General features: G+C 63.6%; 20 protein-coding genes. 10 read left to right on the top strand and 10 right to left on the bottom strand.

All coding sequences use genetic code 11. The features are described 5' to 3' along the window. Positions 1–29: 29 nt before the first annotated feature. Positions 30–1,355, top strand: coding sequence for a DNA (cytosine-5-)-methyltransferase (gene dcm / locus V6Z91_RS03380; RefSeq protein ID WP_338766673.1), 1,326 nt, complete (start codon positions 30–32; stop codon positions 1,353–1,355). Between the two features lie 441 nt (positions 1,356–1,796). Here the strand turns inward: dcm and V6Z91_RS03375 are convergent, their stop codons facing one another. After that, the gene (locus V6Z91_RS03375; RefSeq protein ID WP_338766671.1) at positions 1,797–2,264 is read right to left on the bottom strand and encodes a transposase; all 468 of its coding nucleotides are present in this window, start codon (positions 2,262–2,264) and stop codon (positions 1,797–1,799) included. A gap of 38 nt (positions 2,265–2,302) precedes the next feature. Between V6Z91_RS03375 and V6Z91_RS03370 the strand changes: the two genes are divergently transcribed. Next, the gene (locus tag V6Z91_RS03370) at positions 2,303–2,863 is read left to right on the top strand and encodes a DUF1287 domain-containing protein (RefSeq protein ID WP_338766669.1); all 561 of its coding nucleotides are present in this window, start codon (positions 2,303–2,305) and stop codon (positions 2,861–2,863) included. Here V6Z91_RS03370 and V6Z91_RS03365 read toward each other — a convergent pair. Continuing rightward, the gene (locus V6Z91_RS03365) at positions 2,860–3,684 is read right to left on the bottom strand and encodes a helix-turn-helix transcriptional regulator (protein WP_338766667.1); all 825 of its coding nucleotides are present in this window, start codon (positions 3,682–3,684) and stop codon (positions 2,860–2,862) included. The two genes, V6Z91_RS03370 and V6Z91_RS03365, sit on opposite strands and share 4 nt — an antisense overlap. Positions 3,685–3,822: 138 nt before the next feature. Between V6Z91_RS03365 and V6Z91_RS03360 the strand changes: the two genes are divergently transcribed. After that, positions 3,823–4,587 (top strand): isocitrate lyase/phosphoenolpyruvate mutase family protein, encoded by a 765-nt coding sequence (locus tag V6Z91_RS03360; RefSeq protein ID WP_338766664.1) that lies wholly within the window; start codon positions 3,823–3,825, stop codon positions 4,585–4,587. Between the two features lie 66 nt (positions 4,588–4,653). Here V6Z91_RS03360 and V6Z91_RS03355 read toward each other — a convergent pair whose 3' ends face one another. Then, entirely contained in the window at positions 4,654–6,321 is a 1,668-nt protein-coding gene (locus V6Z91_RS03355) for a cation acetate symporter (protein WP_338766661.1), read from the bottom strand. Then, on the bottom strand, positions 6,321–6,674 hold the full coding sequence (locus tag V6Z91_RS03350; protein WP_338766659.1) for a DUF485 domain-containing protein: 354 nt from the start codon (positions 6,672–6,674) through the stop codon (positions 6,321–6,323). Before V6Z91_RS03350 ends, V6Z91_RS03355 begins: the two co-directional genes overlap by 1 nt. A 241-nt stretch (positions 6,675–6,915) precedes the next feature. On the opposite strand from V6Z91_RS03350, the gene V6Z91_RS03345 reads away from it, so the two are divergent. The 3 genes from V6Z91_RS03345 to guaD all read left to right on the top strand — a co-directional run bounded on the left by V6Z91_RS03345 (position 6,916) and on the right by guaD (position 10,426). Beyond that, positions 6,916–8,145: a TerD family protein gene (locus tag V6Z91_RS03345; protein WP_338766657.1), complete on the top strand. Its 1,230-nt coding sequence runs from the start codon at positions 6,916–6,918 to the stop codon at positions 8,143–8,145. A gap of 19 nt (positions 8,146–8,164) precedes the next feature. After that, positions 8,165–8,659: a M23 family metallopeptidase gene (locus tag V6Z91_RS03340; RefSeq protein WP_338771706.1), complete on the top strand. Its 495-nt coding sequence runs from the start codon at positions 8,165–8,167 to the stop codon at positions 8,657–8,659. Between the two features lie 348 nt (positions 8,660–9,007). After that, positions 9,008–10,426 carry a guanine deaminase gene (gene guaD / locus V6Z91_RS03335; protein WP_338766655.1) on the top strand — a complete coding sequence of 473 codons (1,419 nt, stop codon included), beginning with the start codon at positions 9,008–9,010 and terminating at the stop codon, positions 10,424–10,426. A gap of 234 nt (positions 10,427–10,660) precedes the next feature. On the opposite strand, the gene V6Z91_RS03330 is transcribed toward guaD, so the two are convergent. Continuing rightward, positions 10,661–11,068 carry a DUF1801 domain-containing protein gene (locus V6Z91_RS03330; protein ID WP_338766653.1) on the bottom strand — a complete coding sequence of 136 codons (408 nt, stop codon included), beginning with the start codon at positions 11,066–11,068 and terminating at the stop codon, positions 10,661–10,663. A 421-nt stretch (positions 11,069–11,489) separates the two neighbouring features. Between V6Z91_RS03330 and V6Z91_RS03325 the strand changes: the two genes are divergently transcribed. Together V6Z91_RS03325 and V6Z91_RS03320 are read left to right on the top strand one after the other, a co-directional pair. Further along, entirely contained in the window at positions 11,490–12,848 is a 1,359-nt protein-coding gene (locus V6Z91_RS03325) for a nucleobase:cation symporter-2 family protein (RefSeq protein WP_338766651.1), read from the top strand. A gap of 145 nt (positions 12,849–12,993) precedes the next feature. Next, entirely contained in the window at positions 12,994–14,367 is a 1,374-nt protein-coding gene (locus tag V6Z91_RS03320) for an 8-oxoguanine deaminase (protein ID WP_338766649.1), read from the top strand. A 102-nt stretch (positions 14,368–14,469) separates the two neighbouring features. Here V6Z91_RS03320 and V6Z91_RS03315 read toward each other — a convergent pair whose 3' ends face one another. Beyond that, positions 14,470–15,174, bottom strand: a complete 705-nt coding sequence (locus tag V6Z91_RS03315; RefSeq protein WP_338766647.1) for a GntR family transcriptional regulator — start codon at positions 15,172–15,174, stop codon at positions 14,470–14,472. Between the two features lie 156 nt (positions 15,175–15,330). Further along, the gene (locus V6Z91_RS03310) at positions 15,331–15,810 is read right to left on the bottom strand and encodes a DUF3016 domain-containing protein (protein WP_338766644.1); all 480 of its coding nucleotides are present in this window, start codon (positions 15,808–15,810) and stop codon (positions 15,331–15,333) included. A 345-nt stretch (positions 15,811–16,155) separates the two neighbouring features. On the opposite strand from V6Z91_RS03310, the gene V6Z91_RS03305 reads away from it, so the two are divergent. Further along, positions 16,156–17,073, top strand: coding sequence for a LysR family transcriptional regulator (locus V6Z91_RS03305; protein WP_338766641.1), 918 nt, complete (start codon positions 16,156–16,158; stop codon positions 17,071–17,073). A 13-nt stretch (positions 17,074–17,086) separates the two neighbouring features. Here the strand turns inward: V6Z91_RS03305 and V6Z91_RS03300 are convergent, their stop codons facing one another. Next, positions 17,087–17,470: a cytochrome c gene (locus V6Z91_RS03300; protein WP_338766639.1), complete on the bottom strand. Its 384-nt coding sequence runs from the start codon at positions 17,468–17,470 to the stop codon at positions 17,087–17,089. Next, entirely contained in the window at positions 17,467–19,086 is a 1,620-nt protein-coding gene (locus V6Z91_RS03295; protein ID WP_338766637.1) for a flavin monoamine oxidase family protein, read from the bottom strand. The genes V6Z91_RS03300 and V6Z91_RS03295 overlap by 4 nt, the downstream gene beginning before the upstream one ends. A 187-nt stretch (positions 19,087–19,273) precedes the next feature. On the opposite strand from V6Z91_RS03295, the gene V6Z91_RS03290 reads away from it, so the two are divergent. Next, complete coding sequence (locus V6Z91_RS03290; RefSeq protein WP_338766635.1) at positions 19,274–20,005, top strand: class I SAM-dependent methyltransferase; 732 nt, start codon at positions 19,274–19,276, stop codon at positions 20,003–20,005. Positions 20,006–20,066: 61 nt separating this feature from the next. On the opposite strand, the gene V6Z91_RS03285 is transcribed toward V6Z91_RS03290, so the two are convergent. Beyond that, entirely contained in the window at positions 20,067–20,948 is an 882-nt protein-coding gene (locus tag V6Z91_RS03285) for an NAD(P)-binding domain-containing protein (RefSeq protein ID WP_338766632.1), read from the bottom strand. Positions 20,949–20,966: the final 18 nt, after the last annotated feature.

Raw genomic sequence — 20,966 nt, 5'->3', positions numbered from 1 at the left:
TTCCTCGGTGAAGTATAAAAGGCAATATAATGAGATATTGTGGAATTGGAAATGACCAAAAGGCTTTTGGAAAATTTAGATTTATTGATCTATTTGCCGGGCTTGGAGGATTTCACGTCGCCCTAAGCAGGCTTGGAGGAGTGTGTGTTTTAGCTTCAGAGTGGAAAACGCATTTAAGTGAATTGTACCATTATAATCATGGATTAAAGCCTTTCGGCGATGTGTCTAAGATTGATGTTAATTCAATCCCGACGCATGACGTATTGGCAGCTGGATTTCCATGTCAGCCTTTTTCAAAAGCCGGGGAGCAACTAGGGTTCTCTTGTACCAAGCAGGGGGCGCTTTTTTTTGACGTAGTAAAAATTTTAAGCATAAAAAAGCCGAAGTATTTTATCCTCGAAAATGTGCCGAATCTTTTGCATCATAATGAAGGAAAAACATGGAGGGAAATTCAGGAGCAACTGAATGGATTAGGCTACAATATTCTTGCTGAAAAACTATCGCCTCATCATTTCGGGATTCCTCAGACGCGTGAGCGTGTCTATATTGTGGGATCTACGCAATCACTTGAGTCGTTTCGCTGGCCTGAAGCGTGCCATGGCCCGACATCCATAGAATCTGTTCTAGACAAATTTCCGCTTGACGCTAAACCGTTGTCATCTCAAGTAATCGAATGTATCGACGTTTGGGACGAATTTATTAAGCTTCTCCCTAAAAACTGCGAATTACCATCTTTTCCCTTGTGGTCTATGGAATGGGGAGCTAGCTATCCCTTCGAGAATGAGACCCCGCACGCTAGAGTTTTATCGCTTGGAGAGAAAGGCCTACTAGGGTTCTGCGGGAGCCATGGTAGAGCTCTAGGTCGTTTGCGTGGCTTAGAGGCACGGTGGAATGCATTGCCAAGTCATGCCCGTACTGAACAACTGCAATTTCCAGAATGGAAAAAGAATTACATTCGACAAAACCGTCAATTTTACTCTAAGCATAAGGAGGTTATTGATGGTTGGAAAGCGAAGATTCTAAAATTTCCGTCGAGTCTTCAAAAGCTAGAGTGGAACGCAAAAGGTGGTGAGAAGAATATTTGGAGCTATGTCCTGCAGTTCAGGGCCTCGGGGCTTCGGGTTAAGAAAAGAAATAAAGCACCTGGCTTAGTAGCAATGACAGATACTCAGGTCCCAATTATTGGATGGGAGCGACGATATATGACGCCGAAAGAATGTGCTCGCCTTCAAAGCCTAGATGTTTTATCGAAATTGCCTGACAGCCCTATTAAGGCATTTGAGGCTCTGGGAAACGCCGTAAATGCTCAAGTAGTGGAACTAATCGCTAGCTCACTGATCTCGTGTGATGAGTAAAATGGCAGAATTTGCAAAAGACCTTAAAGATTTTTTCTCTACGTATAGTCCTCAGTCAAGCCTTCAGTCTAGAGTGGCGCAAGAGCCGAGTGGTCAAGAGATAAAGACTGTACCTTTTTCACAAATAGAAATCCGCGCGTCGCTCAGGAATCGGCACGAAGCCATGCATGAGGCCCGATGAAACTTCGCGACGCATCTGCTGGAAGAGCTTTCTTTTCCAAAGCGTCGAGTTTGCGTTAACGACTCTGTAAGGAACAGCTCGGCAGTGAGTACACTTGCGTCGTTGCGGAGAAGAAGAACGAACGTTGGGTCAGCGGCTGCCGCCACTGATGACACGCTCTGGCCCGCTGGCTTTGAGAAGTGTGCCGCCGATGGCGGTGAGTACCACTTTGCTATCGGTATTCGACGTAAGCGTCCAGCGACACCACCTTCCACCGCGATTCAATCCTCGGTAGAGTTGCCAAACGGCAGCAGCGAATCGATCCTGCTATTCGGGCAAGTTGGCAGTCGTTCCAGGGTATCGGCAAGCCAGCGGGCAGGATCAAGCCCGTTTAGCTTGGCAGTGGCCAACAAGCTCTGGATAGCCGCGGCGGGGCGGCCTGCGCGTGCCGTGCCGGCGAAAAGCCAGTTCTTCTTGCCGATTGCGATGGGAATGATGGCGTTTTCGATTGGATTATTCTCTATCGGCTGGATGCCGGAGTCGGCGTAGCGTTTCAGCGCGGCCCAGCGCTTCAGGGCATGGTCGATGCCTTGGCCGTGCCGCTGCCGGCAGCGACACCCCGTTTGGGTTGCTAGCAGCCAGGCGTGCAGCTCGGCAGGCACTGCGTGCTGCTGGCGTAGTTCGAAACGCTGTTCTGGCGTCAGTCCACCATGAAACATCCGCGCTTCCTTGAAACTGCGGAGTTGCATATCAGGCAAGCTACAATGGCCACCCCGAAGGAGACGCCATGCCCCGCCTGTTCACCCTGCTGCTCACCGCCACCCTCGCATTACAAGCCCACGCCGGCCCGGCCGAAGACCTCGTCCAAGCCGCCCGCGCCCAGATCGGCGTGACGCTCAGCTACGACCCCAGCTACCAGCGCATCGCCTACCCGAACGGCGACGTGCCTTTGGAGACCGGCGTATGCACGGACGTGATAATCCGCGCCTACCGCGCCATCGGCATCGACCTGCAACAGCGGGTACACGAGCAGATGCGGGCCGAGAAAAAAGCCACCGACCGCAATATCGACCACCGCCGCGTGCCGAACCTAGCCGCTTATTTCCGCCAGCACGGCACGGTGCTCCAGCCCAGCGACAAGCCGGCCAGTTATCTTCCCGGCGATGTCGTCACGTGGCGCCTGCAAGGCGGGTTGAACCACATCGGCATCGTATCCGATCAGGTATCGCGGAACGGCACGCCGCTGGTCGTCCACAACATCGGCCTGGGGGCGCAACTGGACGATATCCTGTTTGCCTTCCCGGTGACCGGGCACTTCCGCTACCTGCCAACCGCCAGGTCAAACTAGCAGCATCCCTTTGTCTGCAGGCCGCGGCAAAACGCCGCGGTGTCGTCATCGACCGGGAAACACGACTCGATGTGCAATTCGTCCAGCGTCACGTCGCGTGGCGTGCCGAACGTGGTGATGGTCGAGAAGAAGGCGAGCCGCACGCCGTCGCGCTTGAAGCACGTGGTGAGCACCGGCGCTGGAGCCGTGCCCAGCTCGCGATGGCGCCAGTGGGCCGGCACGCCGGGATAGGCGAGCACTTCCTCGAGCAGCGTGGCAGCCTTGGTGTCCGAACGGGATGCCGCCACCTCGTTGTGCAGGTGGCGCAGCAGCGGGCCGGCGATTTCCTCCCAGTTCTCCAGCGTGCCGCGCAAATCGTCGGGGTCGAAGAACTGGTGCAGCATGTTCACGTGCTTGCTGTCCCGTCCTCCGAGCACGAAGCGGTTGATGCGCATGGCCGCGTCGTTGGCCATCAGGATGTCCCAGTGCCGGTTCAACAGGAAAGCGGGGTAGGGCTCCTGCTGGGCGAGTATCGCTTCCACCGCGTAGCGCATTTGCGCCAGCCTGGGCGTATCGAGCCCGCTCTCGGGATACTTGGGCGCGAAACCGCCCGCGATGAACAAGGCATTGCGTTCGCGCAGCGGCACGCCGAGCGCTTCGGCGAGCCGCACGATCATCTCCCTGCTGGGTTGCGACTTGCCGTTCTCCACGTAGCTTAGGTGGCGCGCCGAGACGTCGGCCTGCAAGGCCAGCTCCAGCTGGCTCAGGCGTCGCACCAGGCGCCATTCGCGCAGCATCGCGCCTACGCCGGCGCCGTCGTACGAAACTTGTCCATTATCCATCCGGCAATCTTAACCAATTGACGAGTGGCGTTCCATAACCTCCGAGGTTATATCCATGCGCAATGCCCGGTCATTGATCGCGGCGCGCGGCAGGGTGATGATGGCGTCTCCCAACCCAGCGATGAAGGAGACCTGCACATGAACCAGCAACAAGAACGCGCCCGCCACTTCGCCTCCCTGCACCGCAAGGGCGACCCGCTGAAGCTCTATAACGCCTGGGATGCCGGCAGCGCCAAGGCGATTGCCGGCGCAGGCGCGAAAGCGATCGGCACCAGCAGCTGGGCCGTCGCCGCGGCGCATGGCTACGAGGATGGCGAAGCGATTCCCCTTGGGCTGGTCGAGCAGGTCGTCGGCCGCATTGCCCGATCGGTCGCCGTGCCCGTCACCGTCGATGTGGAGGGCGGCTACAGCGCCGATCCGCAAACTTGTGCCGGCAATGTGGCCCGCTTCGTCGAACACGGCATCACCGGCATCAATTTCGAGGACAGGGTAGTGGGCGGCAGCGGGCTGTATGGCATCGATGCGCAGTGCGAACGCATCGCGGCGATCCGCGACATGGCCAGCGCGCGCGGCATCGACTTGTTCATCAATGCCCGCACGGACCTGTTCTTCGACCCGGCGCTGCGCCCGGCCGACGGCCTGGACGAAGCGAAACAGCGTGCGGCGGCTTATGCCAACGCGGGCGCCGCCGGGTTCTTCGTTCCCGGCCTGGTCGACCTGGCCGTCATCGCCGAACTGGCGGAGGCGATCGAGTTGCCGCTGAACGTGATGATCTTGCCCGGCATGGCCGACAACCGCGCGCTGGCCGAGGCAGGCGTCGCACGCATCAGCTACGGTCCCGGCCCCTACCTACGGGCGATGGAGGCGACGCGCGAAGCGGCGCAGGTTGCCTTGGCCGCATGAATGGGTGAATAAATGAAAACGGCCCGGGCGCTCGCGCGCCCGGGCCGTCAAGCCCAGCTTGGTCGATCAGTGTGCCGACGCGGCGGCGGCACCGATACCGGTTTCCGAGCGCACTTCCTGCGCCTCGAAGCCGGCGCGGTCGATGGCGGCGCGCTTGCTCTTGTCCAGCAGCGACACGATGTAGATGCCCAGGAAGCCCGCGGTCATCGAGAACAGCGCCGGCGAGGTGTACGGGAAGATCGCCGCTTCGTTGTGGAACACGTCGACCCACACGGATTTCGACAGCACGGTCAGCGTGACGGCCGTGATCAGGCCGAGGAAGCCGCCGACGGTGGCGCCGCGCGTGGTGCACTTGCTCCACAGGACGGACATGAACAGCACCGGGAAGTTCGCCGAGGCGGCAATGGCAAAGGCCAGCGATACCATGAAGGCCACGTTCTGCTTCTCGAACACGATACCCAGCAGCACGGCGATCACGCCCAGCACCATCGTGGTGAGTTTCGACACGCGCAGCTCGCTGCCCGGCGCCGGCTTGCCCTTCTTGACCACGGTGGCGTACAGGTCGTGCGACACGGCCGAGGCGCCGGAGAGCGTCAGGCCGGCTACCACGGCCAGGATGGTCGCGAAGGCCACCGCCGAGATGAAGCCCAGGAAGATGTCGCCGCCCACGGCTTTCGCCAGGTGCACGGCCGCCATGTTGTCGCCGCCCAGCAGCTTGCCGGCGCCGTCCTTGAAGTCGGGGTTGGTACCGACCAGCACGATCGCGCCGAAGCCGATCACGAACACCAGCACGTAGAAGTAGCCGATCCAGGTGGTGGCCCACAGCACCGACTTGCGCGCTTCCTTGGCGCTCGGCACGGTGAAGAAGCGCATCAGGATGTGCGGCAGGCCGGCGGTGCCGAACATGAGCGCCATGCCGAACGAGATGCCGGAGATGGGGTCCTTGATGAAGCCGCCCGGGCCCATGATCGCGTCGCCCTTGGCGTGCACTTCCACGGCCTTGCCGAACAGCTGCGAGGGGCTGAAGTCATACATCGCCAGCACGGCGAACGCCATGTAGCTCGTCGCGCCCAGCAGCATCACGGCCTTGATGATCTGCACCCAGGTCGTGGCGGTCATGCCGCCGAACAGCACGTAGACCATCATCAGCACGCCCACCAGCACCACGGCGATCCAGTAGTCCAGGCCGAACAGCAGCTTGATCAGCTGGCCGGCACCGACCATCTGGGCGATCAGGTAGAACAGCACCACGACCAGCGTGCCGGAAGCGGCGAACATGCGCACCGGCTTTTGCGCGAAGCGGTAAGCGGCCACGTCGGCGAAGGTGAAGCGGCCCAGGTTGCGCAGGCGCTCGGCCATCAGGAACGTGAGTACCGGCCAGCCGACCAGGAAGCCGATCGCATAGATCAGGCCGTCGAAGCCGTTGATGAACACGGCGGCGGAAATGCCGAGGAACGAGGCGGCCGACATGAAGTCGCCCGCGATCGCCAGGCCGTTCTGGAAACCGGTGATGCCGCCGCCGGCCGTGTAGAAGTCCGAGGCCGAGCGGGTGCGCTTGGCGGCCCACTTGGTGATGAACAGCGTGAGCACCACGAACGCGGCGAACATCATGATCGCGGTCCAGTTGGTGGCTTGCTTGGTGGCTTCGCCCAGGTCGGGCGCCGCGAGGGCGCTGCCGGCCACGGCCAGGGAGGCCAGGGCGCCGGCGGCGGAAACGAGACGGAAGGTGTTCATCAACGCACCTCTTCGGTCTGGGCAGCGTTCGCGCTGGCGGTCTTGCCAGCGGCGGCGTTCTTGTGGATGGCTTCCGTCAGCGCGTCGAATTCACGGTTCGCGCGGCGCACGTAGATGCCCGTGACCGCCACGGTAAACAGGATCACGAACAGGCCGAGCGGCACGCCGCGCGACATGACTCCCTCGCCGATCTTGGCGGCCATGAATTCCTTGTCGAAGGCGTTCAGCGCGGTGAAGCCGTAGTACGCGATCATGACGGCCCAGGTGAGCTTCCAGCCGTAGCTCGAGCGGGTCTTCACCAGCTTGTGGTAATTCGGATCATTCTTGACCCGCTGAACAATGTCTTGTTCCATTTCTTGTCTCCAATCGTTTTAGTAATCGCCAGCTTTGCAACCAGCCACGATCGATCCTAAGTACCCTTGCTTACCGGTTGCTTACGGTTCAGAGAAACCATCTGAACGCAACTGTCTTTCTGCAATGCAGCAAATTTTCCGCGCAGAAATTTGGTATCGGTCGAGCCCGGCATTGCTGGCGGTTCGACCGCCGCATGCCTTACCATCATCGCTTCCTGCATTCATCACACGGAAGCGACCCATGAAAACCTTCATCCGCGGCCAGAAGGCCAAGCTGTCCGACCTCGGCCTGCACGGTGCATTCAACGTGGCGATCGACCTGCCCGGCAACGGCCTGTCGATCGACCTGGCGTGCTTCGGCGTCGATGCGGCCGGCAAGCTGTCCGACGACCGCTATATGGTCTTCTTCAACCAGCTCGCCAGTCCGGAAGGAGCGATCCGCGCCAGCTTGTCCGGCACGCGCGCCGAATTCCAGCTGAATCTCGACGCGCTGCCCGCGGCCATCGACAAGCTCGTGTTCACCGGCGCGATCGACGGCAACGGCACCATGCGCGGTCTCGGCAGCGGTTCGATGAAGCTGGGCGAGGCCGCCGTCTTCGCCTTGTCCGGCGCCGACTTCCAGGACGAGAAGGCCGTCATGCTGGGCGAGCTGTATCGCAAGGAGGGCCAGTGGCGCTTCGGAGCGATCGGGCAGGGTTTCAATGGCGGCCTGTCGGCCCTGCTGGCCCATTTCGGCGGTACCGAGGTCGCCGCACCCGCACCCGCACCCGCACCCGCACCCACTCCCGCGCCGGCACCCGCACCGAAGGTCTCGCTGTCGAAGGTGACGCTGGAAAAGCGCGGCGACAAGGTATCGCTCGCCAAGAACGCCGCCAGCCGCGGCTTCGGCCGCATTCGCGTCAACCTGAACTGGAACCGCCAGCCGGGCGGCGCGCAGCCCGCCCAGAAAGGCGGCTTGCTCGGTGGTCTGTTCGGCGGCGCGCCGAAGGCGAACGGCGTGGATCTCGACCTGGGTTGCCTGTACCAACTGGCCGATGGCACGCCCGGCGGCGTGCAGGCGCTGGGCGATTCGTGGGGCAGTTTCGACAGCCGGCCGTTCATCAAGCTCGATAGCGACGATCGCACCGGTACCCGTGCCGACGGCGAAAACCTGTACATCAACGGCGACCACTTCGACCAGATCCGCCGCATCCTCGTGTTCACCTTCATCTACCGGGGCGTGCCGAACTGGGCGGCCACCGATGGCGTGGTCACGATCGAGGTGCCGGGCAATGCGCCGGTCGAGGTGCGCCTCGATCATGGCGGCACGGGCGGCATGTGCGCCATCGCCTCGATCGAGAACCGCGACGGGCAGCTGCAGGTGACCAAGCTGGTCGACTATATCGCCGCCAGCGGCGGCATGAGCAACCACGAGGCGATGGACCGCAAGTATGGTTTCGGCCTGCGCTGGGCGCGGGGTTCGAAGGACTGACGTGCGCTGGTTGCTGCGTATACTCGTGGTGGCGGTAATCGCGCTGCTGGGCTACGAGTTCTTGGCGCCTTCCATCGAACGGGTCCTGTATCCGCTGCGCCTGGCCGCCATGCCCAAGCCGCTGGCGCTTCCGGTGCCGGTGGAGGGCGTGCCGGCGCGTGCGCTGCGCGATACCTGGCACGGTGCGCGCAGCGAGGGGCGCAGGCATGAAGGCATCGATATCTTCGCCGCGCGCGGTACTCCCGTGCTGTCGGCGACCGAAGGCATCGTCACGCAGGTGGGCACGAATCGTCTCGGCGGCATGGTGGTATGGGTATTGGGGCCGGGGCGCCAGCATCATTACTACGCGCACCTCGATCGCTACGCGGACGTGGAAGCGGGCATGCGCGTCGAGGCCGGCCGGGTGCTGGGCTACGTTGGCAATACCGGCAATGCGCAAGGCACGCCGCCACACCTGCACTACGGCGTGTACGAGATCGGCGGCGCGATCAATCCCTATCCGCTGCTGCGCTGACATGGCAAGGGCAGCGCAGGGAAGCGTGTTTTCCCGACCCCGCCAGCCCTTCGTGCTGATAATCATGATATTGGGAAACATATAAGACGGCTGGGTTCTGCCGGTACATTCTCTTCCCGCGGCTGCCGGTTCCGGCAACGCATCTCCTCACGCTGCGCACCGGCCGTCACGCCGGTTCCACAACAGTACGGACACACGGTACGACACGTGGCCGCCGCCATGGCCACGCGGCTGCGCCTCTCGCGCAACGCTTGAAGAGGGGCTGCAAGCCCCGGCAGGGGGGACTTCTGCATCAACCATAAAAAGGTGCGCAAAAGCACCATCACCCATCTCATGATTGGAGACTATATGAGCAAAGCACGTCTGTTATGCCTGACCGCGGCGATCGCCGCGGCCATGGCGACCACATTCCCGGCCCAGGCCAAGAAACAGCAGCAGCAACAGCAGCAGACCACTTATGGCACCGTGGCGTACCGCGCCTCGGTGCTGCATTTCACCGGCGATCCGGCCGTGACGCAGCAGCCATACGAATACTACGAGGATGGCGTGCTGCTGGTGGGCTCGGACGGCAAGGTGAAAACGGTGGGCCCGGCCAGCACGGTCCTGGCCGCGAACCAGAACGTCCAGGTAGTGGATTATCGCGGCCGCCTGATCGTGCCAGGCTTCATCGACAGCCACGTGCACTATCCGCAGACGGAGATGATCGGTTCCTTCGGCGAGCAATTGCTGGAGTGGCTGAACACCTACACCTTCCCCACCGAAAAACAGTTCGGCAACAAGGACTATGCGCGCGGCGTGGCCAGGACCTTCATCGGTGAACTGGTAAAGAACGGCACCACCACCGCGCTGGTGATGGGCACCGTGCACCCGGAATCGGTCGACGCGCTGTTCGAGGAAGCGGCCACGCGCAATATGCGCATCATCGCCGGCAAGGTCATGATGGACCGGAACGCGCCGGATTACCTGCTCGATACGCCGGAAACGTCGTATGCCGATTCGAAGGCCCTGATCCAGCGCTGGCACAAGCGCGGCCGCGCGCTGTACGCGGTCACGCCGCGCTTCGCGCCAACGTCCACGCCGGAGCAGCTGACGATGGCGGGCAAGCTGCTGCAGGAATACCCGGACGTGTACATGCACACCCACATCTCCGAGAACAAGAGCGAGATCGCCTGGGTGCAGGAACTGTTCCCCGCATCGGCTGGCTACCTGGACGTGTACAACAGCTTCGGCCTGTCGCGCAAGCGCTCGGTCTATGCGCACGGCGTGCACCTGCGCGAGGACGAATTCGCGTCGCTGGCCAGCACCGGCGCGGCCATCGCCTTCTGCCCGACCTCGAACCTGTTCCTGGGCAGCGGCCTGTTCGACCTGCAGCAGGCCGAAAAGCATGGCGTGAAAGTGGGCATGGGCACCGACGTGGGCGCGGGCACCAGCTTCTCCGCGCTGCGCACGATGGGCGAGGCCTACAAGGTGATCCAGCTGCACAAGGCGTTCACCGACACGCCGGCCGACAAGAAGCCGCTGACCGCATTGAAATCGTTCTACCTGTCCACGCTGGGCGCGGCCCGGGCGCTCGACCTGGAAGACAAGATCGGCAGCTTCAAGGCCGGCAACGAAGCCGACTTCGTGGTGCTGAATCCGAACGCCACCGAGCTCCTGAAGTTCCGCTCGGCGAAGGCGACCTCGCTGGAGGAAAAGTTGTTCGTGCTGCAGACGCTGGGTGACGACCGCGCGGTCGAGCGCACCTATATCATGGGCAAGCGGCAGTAATCGCGCGCGGGCAGTGCACGCGGGCGGCGTGCCGTCCGCGTGCCGGCCGGGGCGCTGGCTGCCGCTGGTTTGCGTGCCAGGCCGGGCGCCTCTTGCGTGCTAGTCCGCGTGCTTAGCCGCGTATTTATTGACGTGCTCATCGGCGTGCTTTATCGGCGTGCTTTATCGGCGTGCTTTATTGGCGTGCATATCGGCGTGCTTATTGGCGTGCTTATCCGGGTGTGCGCCGCGTACTCATGCGCCTGCCGGTTTGCGCGCCTTCTTGCCGGCGGCCGCATTGTGCACGATGGCGGCCCGGATCAGCGCCTGCAAGGCCGCGGCATCGATCGTCTCTCCCTCGTGGATGTCGATCGCGCGCCGCGTATTGCCCTCCAGGCTGGAATTGAACAGGCCGGCCGGATCGGGCAGGGCGGCCCCCTTGGCGAACGTCAGCTTCACGGCCTTCTTGTAGGTTTCGCCCGTGCACAGGATGCCGCCGTGCGACCAGACGGGCACATTCCATTTCCATTCCTCGACGACGCCCGGATCGGCCTGCCGGATGGCGGCGCGCACGCGCGCCAGCGTTTCGCCGCGCCAGTCGTTCAATTCCGCAATACGGGCGTCGATCAGGCTGCTGGGGGAGGTGGTAGCGGTATCGGTCATGTCTCGGGCTCCGTTGTTGTTTTTCAAGCAGTAATATACGCGGCCATGCGCCTGCGATCACGTCCCGGCGCGAGCCTTGGCTACGTGCAGCCAAGGGCGTGAGGTGCGCCTCCCGCGATACCGCCCATGCACGAAATTGTATACAAAATCTGTTGACAACTTTTTCGCGACTGGGCACCATGGCTTCCCATTAGAGCTGCCACAGAGCAGTGCCGAAGCATCCGCGGATGAGCCGTCGATGCGAAGCAGGCCCGATAAGAGGCTTGCTCGCGCGCCAACCGGTACCCGTACCCGGGCGCCGGCTGTGCCGAACCTCATCCCCGCATATGCCAGACCTCGACATACCCAGCAGGCGCAGATCTGCAAGCGAGGATGCCGAAGCACCGAACAGTAGTTCACACACAACATCTTGGAGACACAGATGAACAACCTGCTATACCAGGTCGACGACCGTCCGCCGCTGCTCACCACCACCTTGCTGGCTGCCCAGCACATGCTCGCCGCGCTGGGCGGCATCATCGCGGTTCCCCTGGTCATCGGCGCGGTCCTGAAACTGCCGGCCGACCAGATCGTCGCGCTCGTCAATGCCGCGTTGCTCGGCTCGGGCATCGTCACCATCATCCAGTGCAAGGGCGTGGGCCCGGTCGGCATCCGCCTGCCGTGCGTCATGGGCACCAGCTTCGCCTTCGTCGGCGCGGCCATCACCATCGGCTTCGAGCATGGCGTGCCCGGCATCCTCGGTTCTTCGTTGGCCGGCTCGGCGATCATGATCGTCGGCAGCTTCTTCATGCCGCAGATCCGCAAGCTGTTCCCGCACACCGTTACCGCCGTCGTCGTCACGATGATCGGCCTGTCGCTCGTGCCGGTCGCGATCGACTGGGCCGCGGGCGGCAAGGGCGCCGCCAACTACGCCGCCCCGATCAACCTGGGCATCGCGCTGTTCGTGCTGGTCACCGTGATTGGCCTGGTGCAGTTCGGCAAGGGCATCATTTCCGCGGCCGCCGTCGTGATCGGCATGGCCATCGGCTATGTGGTCTGCCTGGCGTTCGGCCTGGTGGACTTCACCTCCGTGCACAAGGCTGCCACGTTCGCGCTGCCGCAACCGCTGCAATACGGCATGACGTTCCCGATCAGCGGCATCCTGGCGATGGGCCTGGCCTATGTGGTCACGATCGTGGAAACCACCGGCACCTTCATGGCGCTCGGCACGGCCACCAACACGAAAGTGCGCGGCAAGCACCTGTGCCGCGGCGTGCTGTGCGACGGCCTCGGTTCGGCCTTCGTTTCCGTGCTGGGCAGCCCGGCCGTCTCCACCTTCGCACAGAACGTGGGCGTGATCTCGCTGACCGGCGTGGCCAGCCGCCACGTGGTGGCGCTGACCGGCGCGTTCCTGCTGCTGGCGGGCCTGTTCCCGGTGCTGGGCGCGGTCGTCGTCACGATCCCGCAACCCGTGCTCGGCGGTGCCGGCCTGATGATGTTCGCCATGATCCTGGCCGCCGGCGTGCAAATGCTGGCCAATGTGGAGCACAACAAGCGCAACGGCCTGATCATCGCCGTGTCGCTCGGTTGCGGCCTGGCCGTGAGCGCCCGCCCGGAACTGCTGGCGCAGATGCCGGCAATCGTGAAGGAAATCTTCGGTTCCGGCATCAGCACGGGCGCCATCATGGCCGTGGTGCTGAACCTGGTACTGCCGGGCCGTGAAGTGGAGGTGCATGACGACGAAACCGAACAGGAAGAGCCGCCACAGCCTCTGCTGGTAAAAAACGTTGGAGCGGCGTAATCTATCGTTACTGACGCTTCACGAAGCGCCGCGCGGTCTGCGAGAGGGCCGCGCGGTTTTTTTTAAGCGACATTGTTTCCGCAGTGCCACAGGGATGCGTCCCTGACATTGTTTCCGCAGTGTCATCAACAACGGAAACAATGAGATGAGCAAGACTCTGCTGATCAGGAATGCCCGCGTCGTGGTGACGATGGACGATGCGCGGCGCGAAATCGACAATGGCGCGGTGTACGTGCGCGACAACGTCATCGAGGCGGTCGGCCCCAGCGCCGAGCTGCCGCAAACGGCCGACGAAGTGATCGACGCGGCGGGCCAGGTCGTCATGCCCGGCCTCGTCAACACCCACCACCACATGTACCAGAGCCTGACGCGCGTGATCCCCGCGGCGCAGGACGGCGAACTGTTCAACTGGCTGACGAACCTGTACCCGATCTGGGCCAACCTCACCGGCGAGATGGTGCACGTGTCGACGCTGACGGCGATGTCGGAACTGATCCTGTCCGGCTGCACCACCAGCAGCGACCACCTGTACATCTACCCGAACGATTGCCGGCTCGACCAGAGCATCGAGGCTGCCCAGCGGATCGGCATGCGCTTCCACGCGGCACGCGGCGCCATGAGCGTGGGCCAGTCCAAGGGCGGCCTGCCGCCGGACGCGGTGGTGGAAGACGAGGCCGCGATCCTGAAGGATACGCGGCGCCTGATCGAGACTTTCCACGATGCCGGGCGCTACGCGATGCAACGCATCGTGGTGGCGCCATGCTCGCCATTCTCCGTCTCGCGCGAATTGATGAAGGAAGCGGCCGCGCTGGCGCGCAGCTACGGCGTGTCGCTGCACACGCACCTGGCAGAGAACGTCAACGATATCGCCTACAGTCGCGAGAAGTTCAACATGACGCCGGCACAGTATGCCGAGGATTGCGGCTGGGTGGGCCACGACGTGTGGCATGCCCACTGCGTGCAGCTCGATGACGACGGCGTCTACATGTTCGGCCGCACCGGCACGGGCGTGGCGCACTGCCCCTGCTCGAACATGCGGCTCGCTTCCGGCATCGCCCCCATCCGCAAGATGATCGACGCGGGCGTGCCCGTCGGCCTGGGCGTGGACGGCTGCGCGTCGAACGATGGCGCGCACATGCTGGGCGAGACGCGGCAGGCGATGCTGCTGCAGCGCGTGGGCTTCGGGCCGGATGCGATGACGGCGCGGCAGGCGCTCGAAATCGCCACGCTGGGCGGCGCGAAAGTGCTGAACCGCGACGATATCGGGGCATTGAAGCCGGGCATGGCGGCCGACATCGTCACGTTCCGGCTCGACCAGATCGGCTTCGCGGGGGCACAGCACGATCCGGTCGCCGCGCTGGTGTTCTGCACGCCGTCGAACGTCACGCACAGCATCATCAACGGCAGGGTGGTGGTGCGCGACGGGCAGTTGCAGACGGTCGACCTGCCGGTCGTGATCGAGCGGCACAATGCGCTGGCCGGCGAGCTGGCGCTGGCGACGGGAACGCGCAAGGTCTAGTTCCAGCGCATCCGATAACGCCAGAATTCACCCCAACGGCGACTCCCGGCTCTGCTTTTGGGGTGAAAACGCGGTCTCGAACCGCAACACCGCGCACCATGCTTACTTCAGCAGCGCCGACACCAGGTCCTTCTCGTGCTGGGTACCGCTATCGAAACGCAGCGCGGCTTCCACGTGGGTGAGGTGTTCGAGCATGACGCGGGCGGCCAGGTCCGCGTCGCCCGATCGCGCCGCCGCGATGAATTCGGCGTGTTCGTTGGCCGAGCAGGCGGCGTCGCGGTCGGACTGGTACAGCATCGTGATCAGCGAGCTGCGCGCGACCAGCTCGTGCAGCATCTCGCGAATGACCTCGTTGCCCACGATCTCGGCGAGCACCACGTGGAAGTCGCCCAGCAATTGCGAGCGCACCTTGTGGTCGCCTTCCAGGGAGCGGCGCTCCGCTTCCAGGTGCTTTTCCAGCTTGTGGTAGTCGGCCGGCGTGGCCTTGGCCACGAACTCGCGCGCCAGGGCCCCCTCGATGATGCGCCGCGCGGCGAAGATGTCGCGCGATTCCTTCTCGCTGGGCTGGCTGACGAACGCGCCCTTGTCGGGCACGATCTGGATCAGCTTGTCCTTGGACAGGATCAGCAGCGCGGCCCGGATCTTGGTGCGGCTGACGTGGTAGAGGCGCGACAATGCTTCCTCGCGCAATTTGGTGCCAGGGGGGAGCTTGCGCGCCGCGATGGCTGAGGCGATATCGTCGGCAATGTCGTTCGAGCTCGCGCCGCTGCTCTGCTTTTCTTCTGTGGCTGCGATGGACGCTGACATGGAAATGGAACAGTGAATGATCCGCAATCATACATGCGCAAGCATATATTGGCTATCTCGCAAGTGATCTGGTCATGTTCCTTCCAATTTGCTTGGCAGCGCCCCGTTCGTAAAGTCGGTGGTTCTCGGGAGAAACTGCCGAGGCCGGTTGCCGCCTCAGCGCTTTTTCCCCAGCAATTCCTTGCGGAACCAATCCTCCAGCATCTGCTTCTCGTGGCTGTACATCTCGTTGTCGTACCGGTTCGTACTCATCAGGTAGTTCGGGTCGGCCAGCTTCGCATCGCCGCTCTTGATTACCTTCCCGTCCTGCTCGATCGAATAGTGGAAATCCATGCGCGGCCAGTCGGCGCGACCTTTCAGCACCCGCACATCCTGGATCGCCACGCGGGGGAACTGGTCGCCGGCCAGGTCGATGTCGCGGAATTCCACGTTCAGCTGCTGCCCGGCCGGCAACTGCTCGGCCAGCCGCTGCAAGTGCTCCCGGAAATGAATCTCCATCGACTCGCGGTCGACCGCGAAGCGGGGCACATCCGTCATCTCTTCCGTATCCACGTAAGTCACCTTCGCGCCGGCACTGGCCATGCCCGAAGCTGCGAGCATCATGGCAACGCCTGCCATGCGTATCCAACTCTTCATGATAAATGTCCTTGATAGGTCGTGTTGTCGAATATACGCCCATTCCTGGCTGCTTCAACGGCGCTTAAGTACCTGATGTAACACGATGTGACAGCAGCCTCGCCCGACCCGGAACCGCCGGTGAAGACCGGTGACAGGCACCGGGTCTTTTGAAACATTTCCAGAGAATAGGTGCCTGTCACCGGTTCTGGGAACGTTGCTGCAATTCGGGGCCTGGCGCACCAGGCCGATATCCAGGCCGCACCGGTTTGACGCGGCAGGCGCGGCAATGGCCGGGTGGATAGGGGGAAAGTTGTTGGCATGAAAATCGCATAGCAATATGGGTCTTCATCGGCGGGGAGGAGCATGACACTGCAGCAATTGCGGGACTTCGTGGCCGTCATCGAGCATGGCGGGTTCAGGGCGGCGTCGCGAGCGCTCCGCGTGTCCCAGGCCGCGCTGACGAAAAGCGTGTCGAAGCTCGAAGTCGCGCATGGCGTGGAGCTGATGCTGCGCATGCAGTCGGGCATCGCGCTGACCGAGCCCGGCCGGCAATTGCTCAGCTATGCACGCGCGATCCTGCGCGACGTGGACGATGCCATGGCAATGCTCGACGCCAAGCGGCTCGCGGAACGCATGACGGTGGTGGTGGGGGCGAGCATCGACCCGGCGCTGACCCTGGTGCCGCGCGTCTCCGAGGATTTCAAGCGCCGCAACCAGCACGCCAATGTGCACATCCAATACGGCGCGCCGGGCGACCTGGTCGACATGCTGCGCGAAGGGCGCCTGAACGTCGTCGTGTCGGAACTGCCCAGCGGGCTGAACACGGGCAACCTGTGCGTGGAGCCGATCTACAAGGAAGCGCTGTTCATCGCCAGCCGGTCCGGCGCGGCCGATGACGTCGTCGATGCCGGTGCGCTGGCCGAGCGCCCCTGGCTCGTGCTGGGTGAAACGAACAGTGCCAAGCACCCGCAGGATGCCCTGCGCGAGGTGTTCGCCCGCTGGGGCTGGCGCCTGCCGAAGACCGTGTACTCGTCCAGCTCGCTGATCGCCGCGATCGATGAGGTCTCCAGCACCGACACCTTCTGCCTGCTGCCCGAACGCATCTTCAGCCACCCGATCGCGGCGCGGCGCATCCGCAAGACCTCGGTGGCGGGGCAGCCGGTCGCCGAACGGGAGGTGGCGATCATCACCAAGGGCTCGCGCCATGGCCAGGGAGGCGTGGCCGAGTTCGTGTCGATGACGAAGTCGCTGGCACGCATCAGGGACGTTGCCTTCGCCTGAGCGCGCCCGGGCTTCACGGCTGGCGCAGCTTGCGCACCATCTCGCCCGTCAGGGCCGGCGCGTCCGGCTTCGCGAACGTGCGCTGCACATAGGTCGCCACGGCGGCGATCTGTTCGTCGCTCATCATGCCGGCAAAGGCCGGCATGCCGCGGTGGCCGTTGGCCACGCGGTGGACGATGTATTCCGGGCTCTGCACCAAGGGATTGCCGGCCAGCTTCGGGTAGAAGCCGGCGCCGCGCGCGCCTTCACCCTTTGCCATGTGGCAACCTTGGCAGCTGGCTGCGTACAGCGCCTTGCCATCCTTCTGCGCGAAGGTGTAGCCGCTCGACATCTGCGGCACGTCGGCCGCCCAGGCAGCGGTCGAGAACAGGGCGGCGATCCAGAACGTCTTCTTCATGCTGCTCTCCCGTCTTGCGTGGTGGCCTTGATCTTCGCGTGCAGCCGCGTGATCGCATCGTGTGCCGACAGCACGGCGCCTTCCTGCCAGCCGCCGATGAACGAGGCGTGTTCGCCGGCCAGCACGAGGCGGTTGTCGATGGCGCACAGGTTGTCGTAGTGTTGGGCGCGGGTCTGTTCGGTCCACATGCCCAGGCAGCCGTTGATCCAGGGCACGCGGTGCCAGCCCACGGTCACGCCGTTGTCGAATTCCTTGTCGTATTGCGCGTGGAGCTGGCCGCCCTGGCGCACCACCTCGCGTAGCCGCTCTTCCGTCTCCATCGCGGAAAATTCAAAGGCATTCGGCCCGAACATGTAGGCGCCCAGCACCACGGCGGGGCCCGGCTTGTTGAATTCCGAGCTCGGGTAGCAGATCCGGTTGATGGGCTGGTCCGTGTACGAAATACCGCCAAAGATGCCTTCATCCTGCTCCCAGAAGCGGCGCTTGAATTGCAGGCCCGCCTTGAACGCGGCCGCATACGGCACGGCGCCGATCGCCGCCAGCATGTCCGGCCCGGCCGTCACTTCCACCTGGCTGAGGATCGACAGCGGAATCGTGCACACGCACCAGTCGGCCTTGACCTGGCGGACGCCCTGGCCGGGATGCCGGGCGTCCTCGACCGTGACGGTAACGCCGCGCGCATCCTGGTCGATCTTCGTCACCTTGGCGTGGAACTGCACGTGCTGCTTCACGTCGCGGTAGAGCGCCAGGGCGATCTGGTCCATGCCGTGCTTGGGCTGGAAGATGCTGGTCTGGAATTCGTATTCGTGAGCCACGGCCAGGCTCTGCCACAGGCTGGACCCGATCAGTTCATTGCGCGCCACGGGCGTCGAATACTGTGCCCTCGCCATCAGGCCGCCGCCCGGCGGCACGTCGAAGCCGCGCCGCTCGCTCGAGCGCAAGCCCTTGGCGTACAGCATGTCCTTGTTCAAGCCGCCGAACGAGGCCAGCGATTCGAGCAGCTTGTCCTTTTCCTCGGCCGTAATATCGCCATCGAGCCGGCCGGCATTGGTGGCCTTCGCCAGCAGCTCGGCCACGTGGCCGTTGTAGTCGGCCTGCACCGTGCGGTAGCGCTGCGGCTTGCCGCCGAAAGCGCTGGTGCTGTGCAGGTAGGCGTTGTAGTTGACCTGGATGAACGGTTCCAGCGGCACGTTGAAGCGCCGCGCGTAATCGAGCATGCCATGGTGGTGGTAGGGAATGCGCCACGGGCCGGGATTCACGTATTCGCCCTTGGCGAAGCGGCACACCTGCTCGGCGCCGCCCAGCTCGGTGTAGCGGTCGCCGCCGCGGATCGACCAGCTGCGTCCACCGGCCCGGCCGTTGTATTCGAGCACCGACACGCGGTAGCCGGCATTGCGCAGCTCGAAGGCCGCCGCCAGGCCGGCAATGCCGGCGCCCAGCACCAGCACATGCGTACCTTTCGGCGCGCCGTCGAGCCGCAGCGGCCCGTCGAACGTGGACGGCTGCGCAAAGCCCAGCGAGGCCATGCCGTGATACATCGCCGCGCCGCCCAGGGTCTTGCCCAGCATGGCCAGCATGTGGCGCCGGGTGACGCCCCCTCGAGAAATGTGCTGCATCGTGCTCCTTCCTTCGATGAACTCAACGGCTTCATCGTCGGGCACGGGCCTGGCGGCGTCGACCGCTTCCCGGTGTTTGTGATTCCATCGAGGAATCACCCGAGGAGCGCGGCGGCACGATGTTTATTCTCTAACGCACAACGTTTCCCTTAGAATACGCCCTCCCGCAACTTCCCCAGGGCAGGCCATGGCCACGCAAGGCGAATACGACTATTTCAAGAACATCGGCGCAGCCGGCTTGCAACACGCCACGCACAAGCCATGGTCGGACAGCCAGTGCGGCCTGTACCTGATGGAGCTGGGCGCCATGATGGGCCTGATGCCTGAAGGCGGCCGCCTGCTGGACATGGGGTGCGGCACCGGCTGGACCAGCGTGCTGTTCGCCAAGCGCGGCTATGACGTGGTGGGCACGGACCTGGTACCCGAGGCGATCGAGGCGGGCCGCCAGCTCAAGCGGGAGAATGGCTTGCGCAACCTGGACTTCGTCGTCGGCGATTATGAGTCGCTCGCGTTCCAGGAGGAATTCGACGTGGTCGTGTTCTTCGATTGCCTGCACCACGCCGTCGATGAAGTGGGAGCACTGCGCAGCGCCTACCGGGCATTGAAGCCCGGCGGCATCTGCATCACTTCCGAGCCGGGCCGCGGCCACGAACGCCGTTCGCGCGCGGTGATGGACGAATTCGGCGTCACGGAGCGCGACATGCACCCGGCCAAGATCATCCGCGGCGCGAAGCAGGTCGGCTTCCGGCAGTTCAGCGTGCACCCGCACGCCTCCTACCTGTACATTTCCCTGTACCGCCAGGAACAGCGCGGGCTGATCGGCAAGCTGCTGCGCATTCCCGGCATGCGCACGCTGGTCGGCATGGCCACGGTGCTGTTCTCGAAGCACCAGGCCGGGATCACCGTGCTGCGCAAGTAACGACCGGCCAGAAAAGCAAGAAACCCGGCGCGGCAGGATGAGCGCCGCGCCGGCGCCGCTCTCATGCCGCGTGGGCCGGCTCCCGCAGCACCTTGACCACCGCGGCAAACTCTTCCCGCGCATAGCCGGCCTGGGCCGCATTGCGCAGCAATTTGGCGACCAGCGCGGGCACTTCCGCATTCAGGCCGGCGGCGCGCACTGCTTCCTCGATCCGCCGCGTGGCGTCGACCGAGATCGACAGGGGGCTTTGCGTGATCGCGTAATCGTCAGTGGCGATCGCTTCGGCCTCGTGGCGCAGGAAGGCCGCGAACGAGGGCGCCATCGCTTGCGCGATATCGCCATAAGTGCGCACGTCCATTCCCGCGCGCTCGGCCAGCGCGGCCCCCTGGAAGAAGCCGGCGGCCGCGCCATAGATATAGGAGAGCGTTGCCAGGTCCATCGTCGCGGCGGCGTCCGCTTGCTCGCCCAGGTACACGATATTGCCGCCCAGGGCCGCGAGCACGTCGCGCACGCGGTCGTGGTCCGCCGCCGGGCCGGAGACGAGGATCGTCGTATCCGGCTGGCCCATCTGCTCCGGCGCGACCTGGATCGCGCCGGCCAAGTGCCCCGCATGCAGCGCCGCCACGGTTTCGGCGATGGCGCGCGCTTCCTGCGGGCTCGTCGTGGTCAGTTGCACCAGCACCTTGCCGGCCAAGGCCGTCGCCACGCCGTCCGCGTCGAGGATATCTCTTACCGCCGCATGGTCGTGCACGCAGATGACGATCACCTGCGCCGCCCGGACAGCGGCTGCAGGATTGCCTGCCACGATAGCGCCGGCGTCGGCCAGCGCCGTGCTCCTGCCCGCGGTGCGGTTCCACACTTGCACTTCCATGCCGGCCCGCAGCAACAGCTGCGCCAGCGTGGTGCCCATCTGGCCAAGGCCGAGAACGGCTACCTGTTTCATGGTGATCTCCTGGAAAGG

Source organism: Massilia sp. METH4 (assembly GCF_037094685.1).
Classification (GTDB): Bacteria; Pseudomonadota; Gammaproteobacteria; order Burkholderiales; family Burkholderiaceae_D; genus Rugamonas.
This window is presented reverse-complemented; position numbering and strand designations above follow the sequence as displayed.

Coding starts and splice junctions, on each gene's coding strand:
- dcm (WP_338766673.1), top strand. CDS start 30: ATGAGATATTGTGGAATTGGAAATGACCAAAAGGCTTTTGGAAAATTT.
- V6Z91_RS03375 (WP_338766671.1), bottom strand. CDS start 2,264: ATGCAACTCCGCAGTTTCAAGGAAGCGCGGATGTTTCATGGTGGACTG.
- V6Z91_RS03370 (WP_338766669.1), top strand. CDS start 2,303: ATGCCCCGCCTGTTCACCCTGCTGCTCACCGCCACCCTCGCATTACAA.
- V6Z91_RS03365 (WP_338766667.1), bottom strand. CDS start 3,684: ATGGATAATGGACAAGTTTCGTACGACGGCGCCGGCGTAGGCGCGATG.
- V6Z91_RS03360 (WP_338766664.1), top strand. CDS start 3,823: ATGAACCAGCAACAAGAACGCGCCCGCCACTTCGCCTCCCTGCACCGC.
- V6Z91_RS03355 (WP_338766661.1), bottom strand. CDS start 6,321: ATGAACACCTTCCGTCTCGTTTCCGCCGCCGGCGCCCTGGCCTCCCTG.
- V6Z91_RS03350 (WP_338766659.1), bottom strand. CDS start 6,674: ATGGAACAAGACATTGTTCAGCGGGTCAAGAATGATCCGAATTACCAC.
- V6Z91_RS03345 (WP_338766657.1), top strand. CDS start 6,916: ATGAAAACCTTCATCCGCGGCCAGAAGGCCAAGCTGTCCGACCTCGGC.
- guaD (WP_338766655.1), top strand. CDS start 9,008: ATGAGCAAAGCACGTCTGTTATGCCTGACCGCGGCGATCGCCGCGGCC.
- V6Z91_RS03330 (WP_338766653.1), bottom strand. CDS start 11,068: ATGACCGATACCGCTACCACCTCCCCCAGCAGCCTGATCGACGCCCGT.
- V6Z91_RS03325 (WP_338766651.1), top strand. CDS start 11,490: ATGAACAACCTGCTATACCAGGTCGACGACCGTCCGCCGCTGCTCACC.
- V6Z91_RS03320 (WP_338766649.1), top strand. CDS start 12,994: ATGAGCAAGACTCTGCTGATCAGGAATGCCCGCGTCGTGGTGACGATG.
- V6Z91_RS03315 (WP_338766647.1), bottom strand. CDS start 15,174: ATGTCAGCGTCCATCGCAGCCACAGAAGAAAAGCAGAGCAGCGGCGCG.
- V6Z91_RS03310 (WP_338766644.1), bottom strand. CDS start 15,810: ATGAAGAGTTGGATACGCATGGCAGGCGTTGCCATGATGCTCGCAGCT.
- V6Z91_RS03305 (WP_338766641.1), top strand. CDS start 16,156: ATGACACTGCAGCAATTGCGGGACTTCGTGGCCGTCATCGAGCATGGC.
- V6Z91_RS03300 (WP_338766639.1), bottom strand. CDS start 17,470: ATGAAGAAGACGTTCTGGATCGCCGCCCTGTTCTCGACCGCTGCCTGG.
- V6Z91_RS03295 (WP_338766637.1), bottom strand. CDS start 19,086: ATGCAGCACATTTCTCGAGGGGGCGTCACCCGGCGCCACATGCTGGCC.
- V6Z91_RS03290 (WP_338766635.1), top strand. CDS start 19,274: ATGGCCACGCAAGGCGAATACGACTATTTCAAGAACATCGGCGCAGCC.
- V6Z91_RS03285 (WP_338766632.1), bottom strand. CDS start 20,948: ATGAAACAGGTAGCCGTTCTCGGCCTTGGCCAGATGGGCACCACGCTG.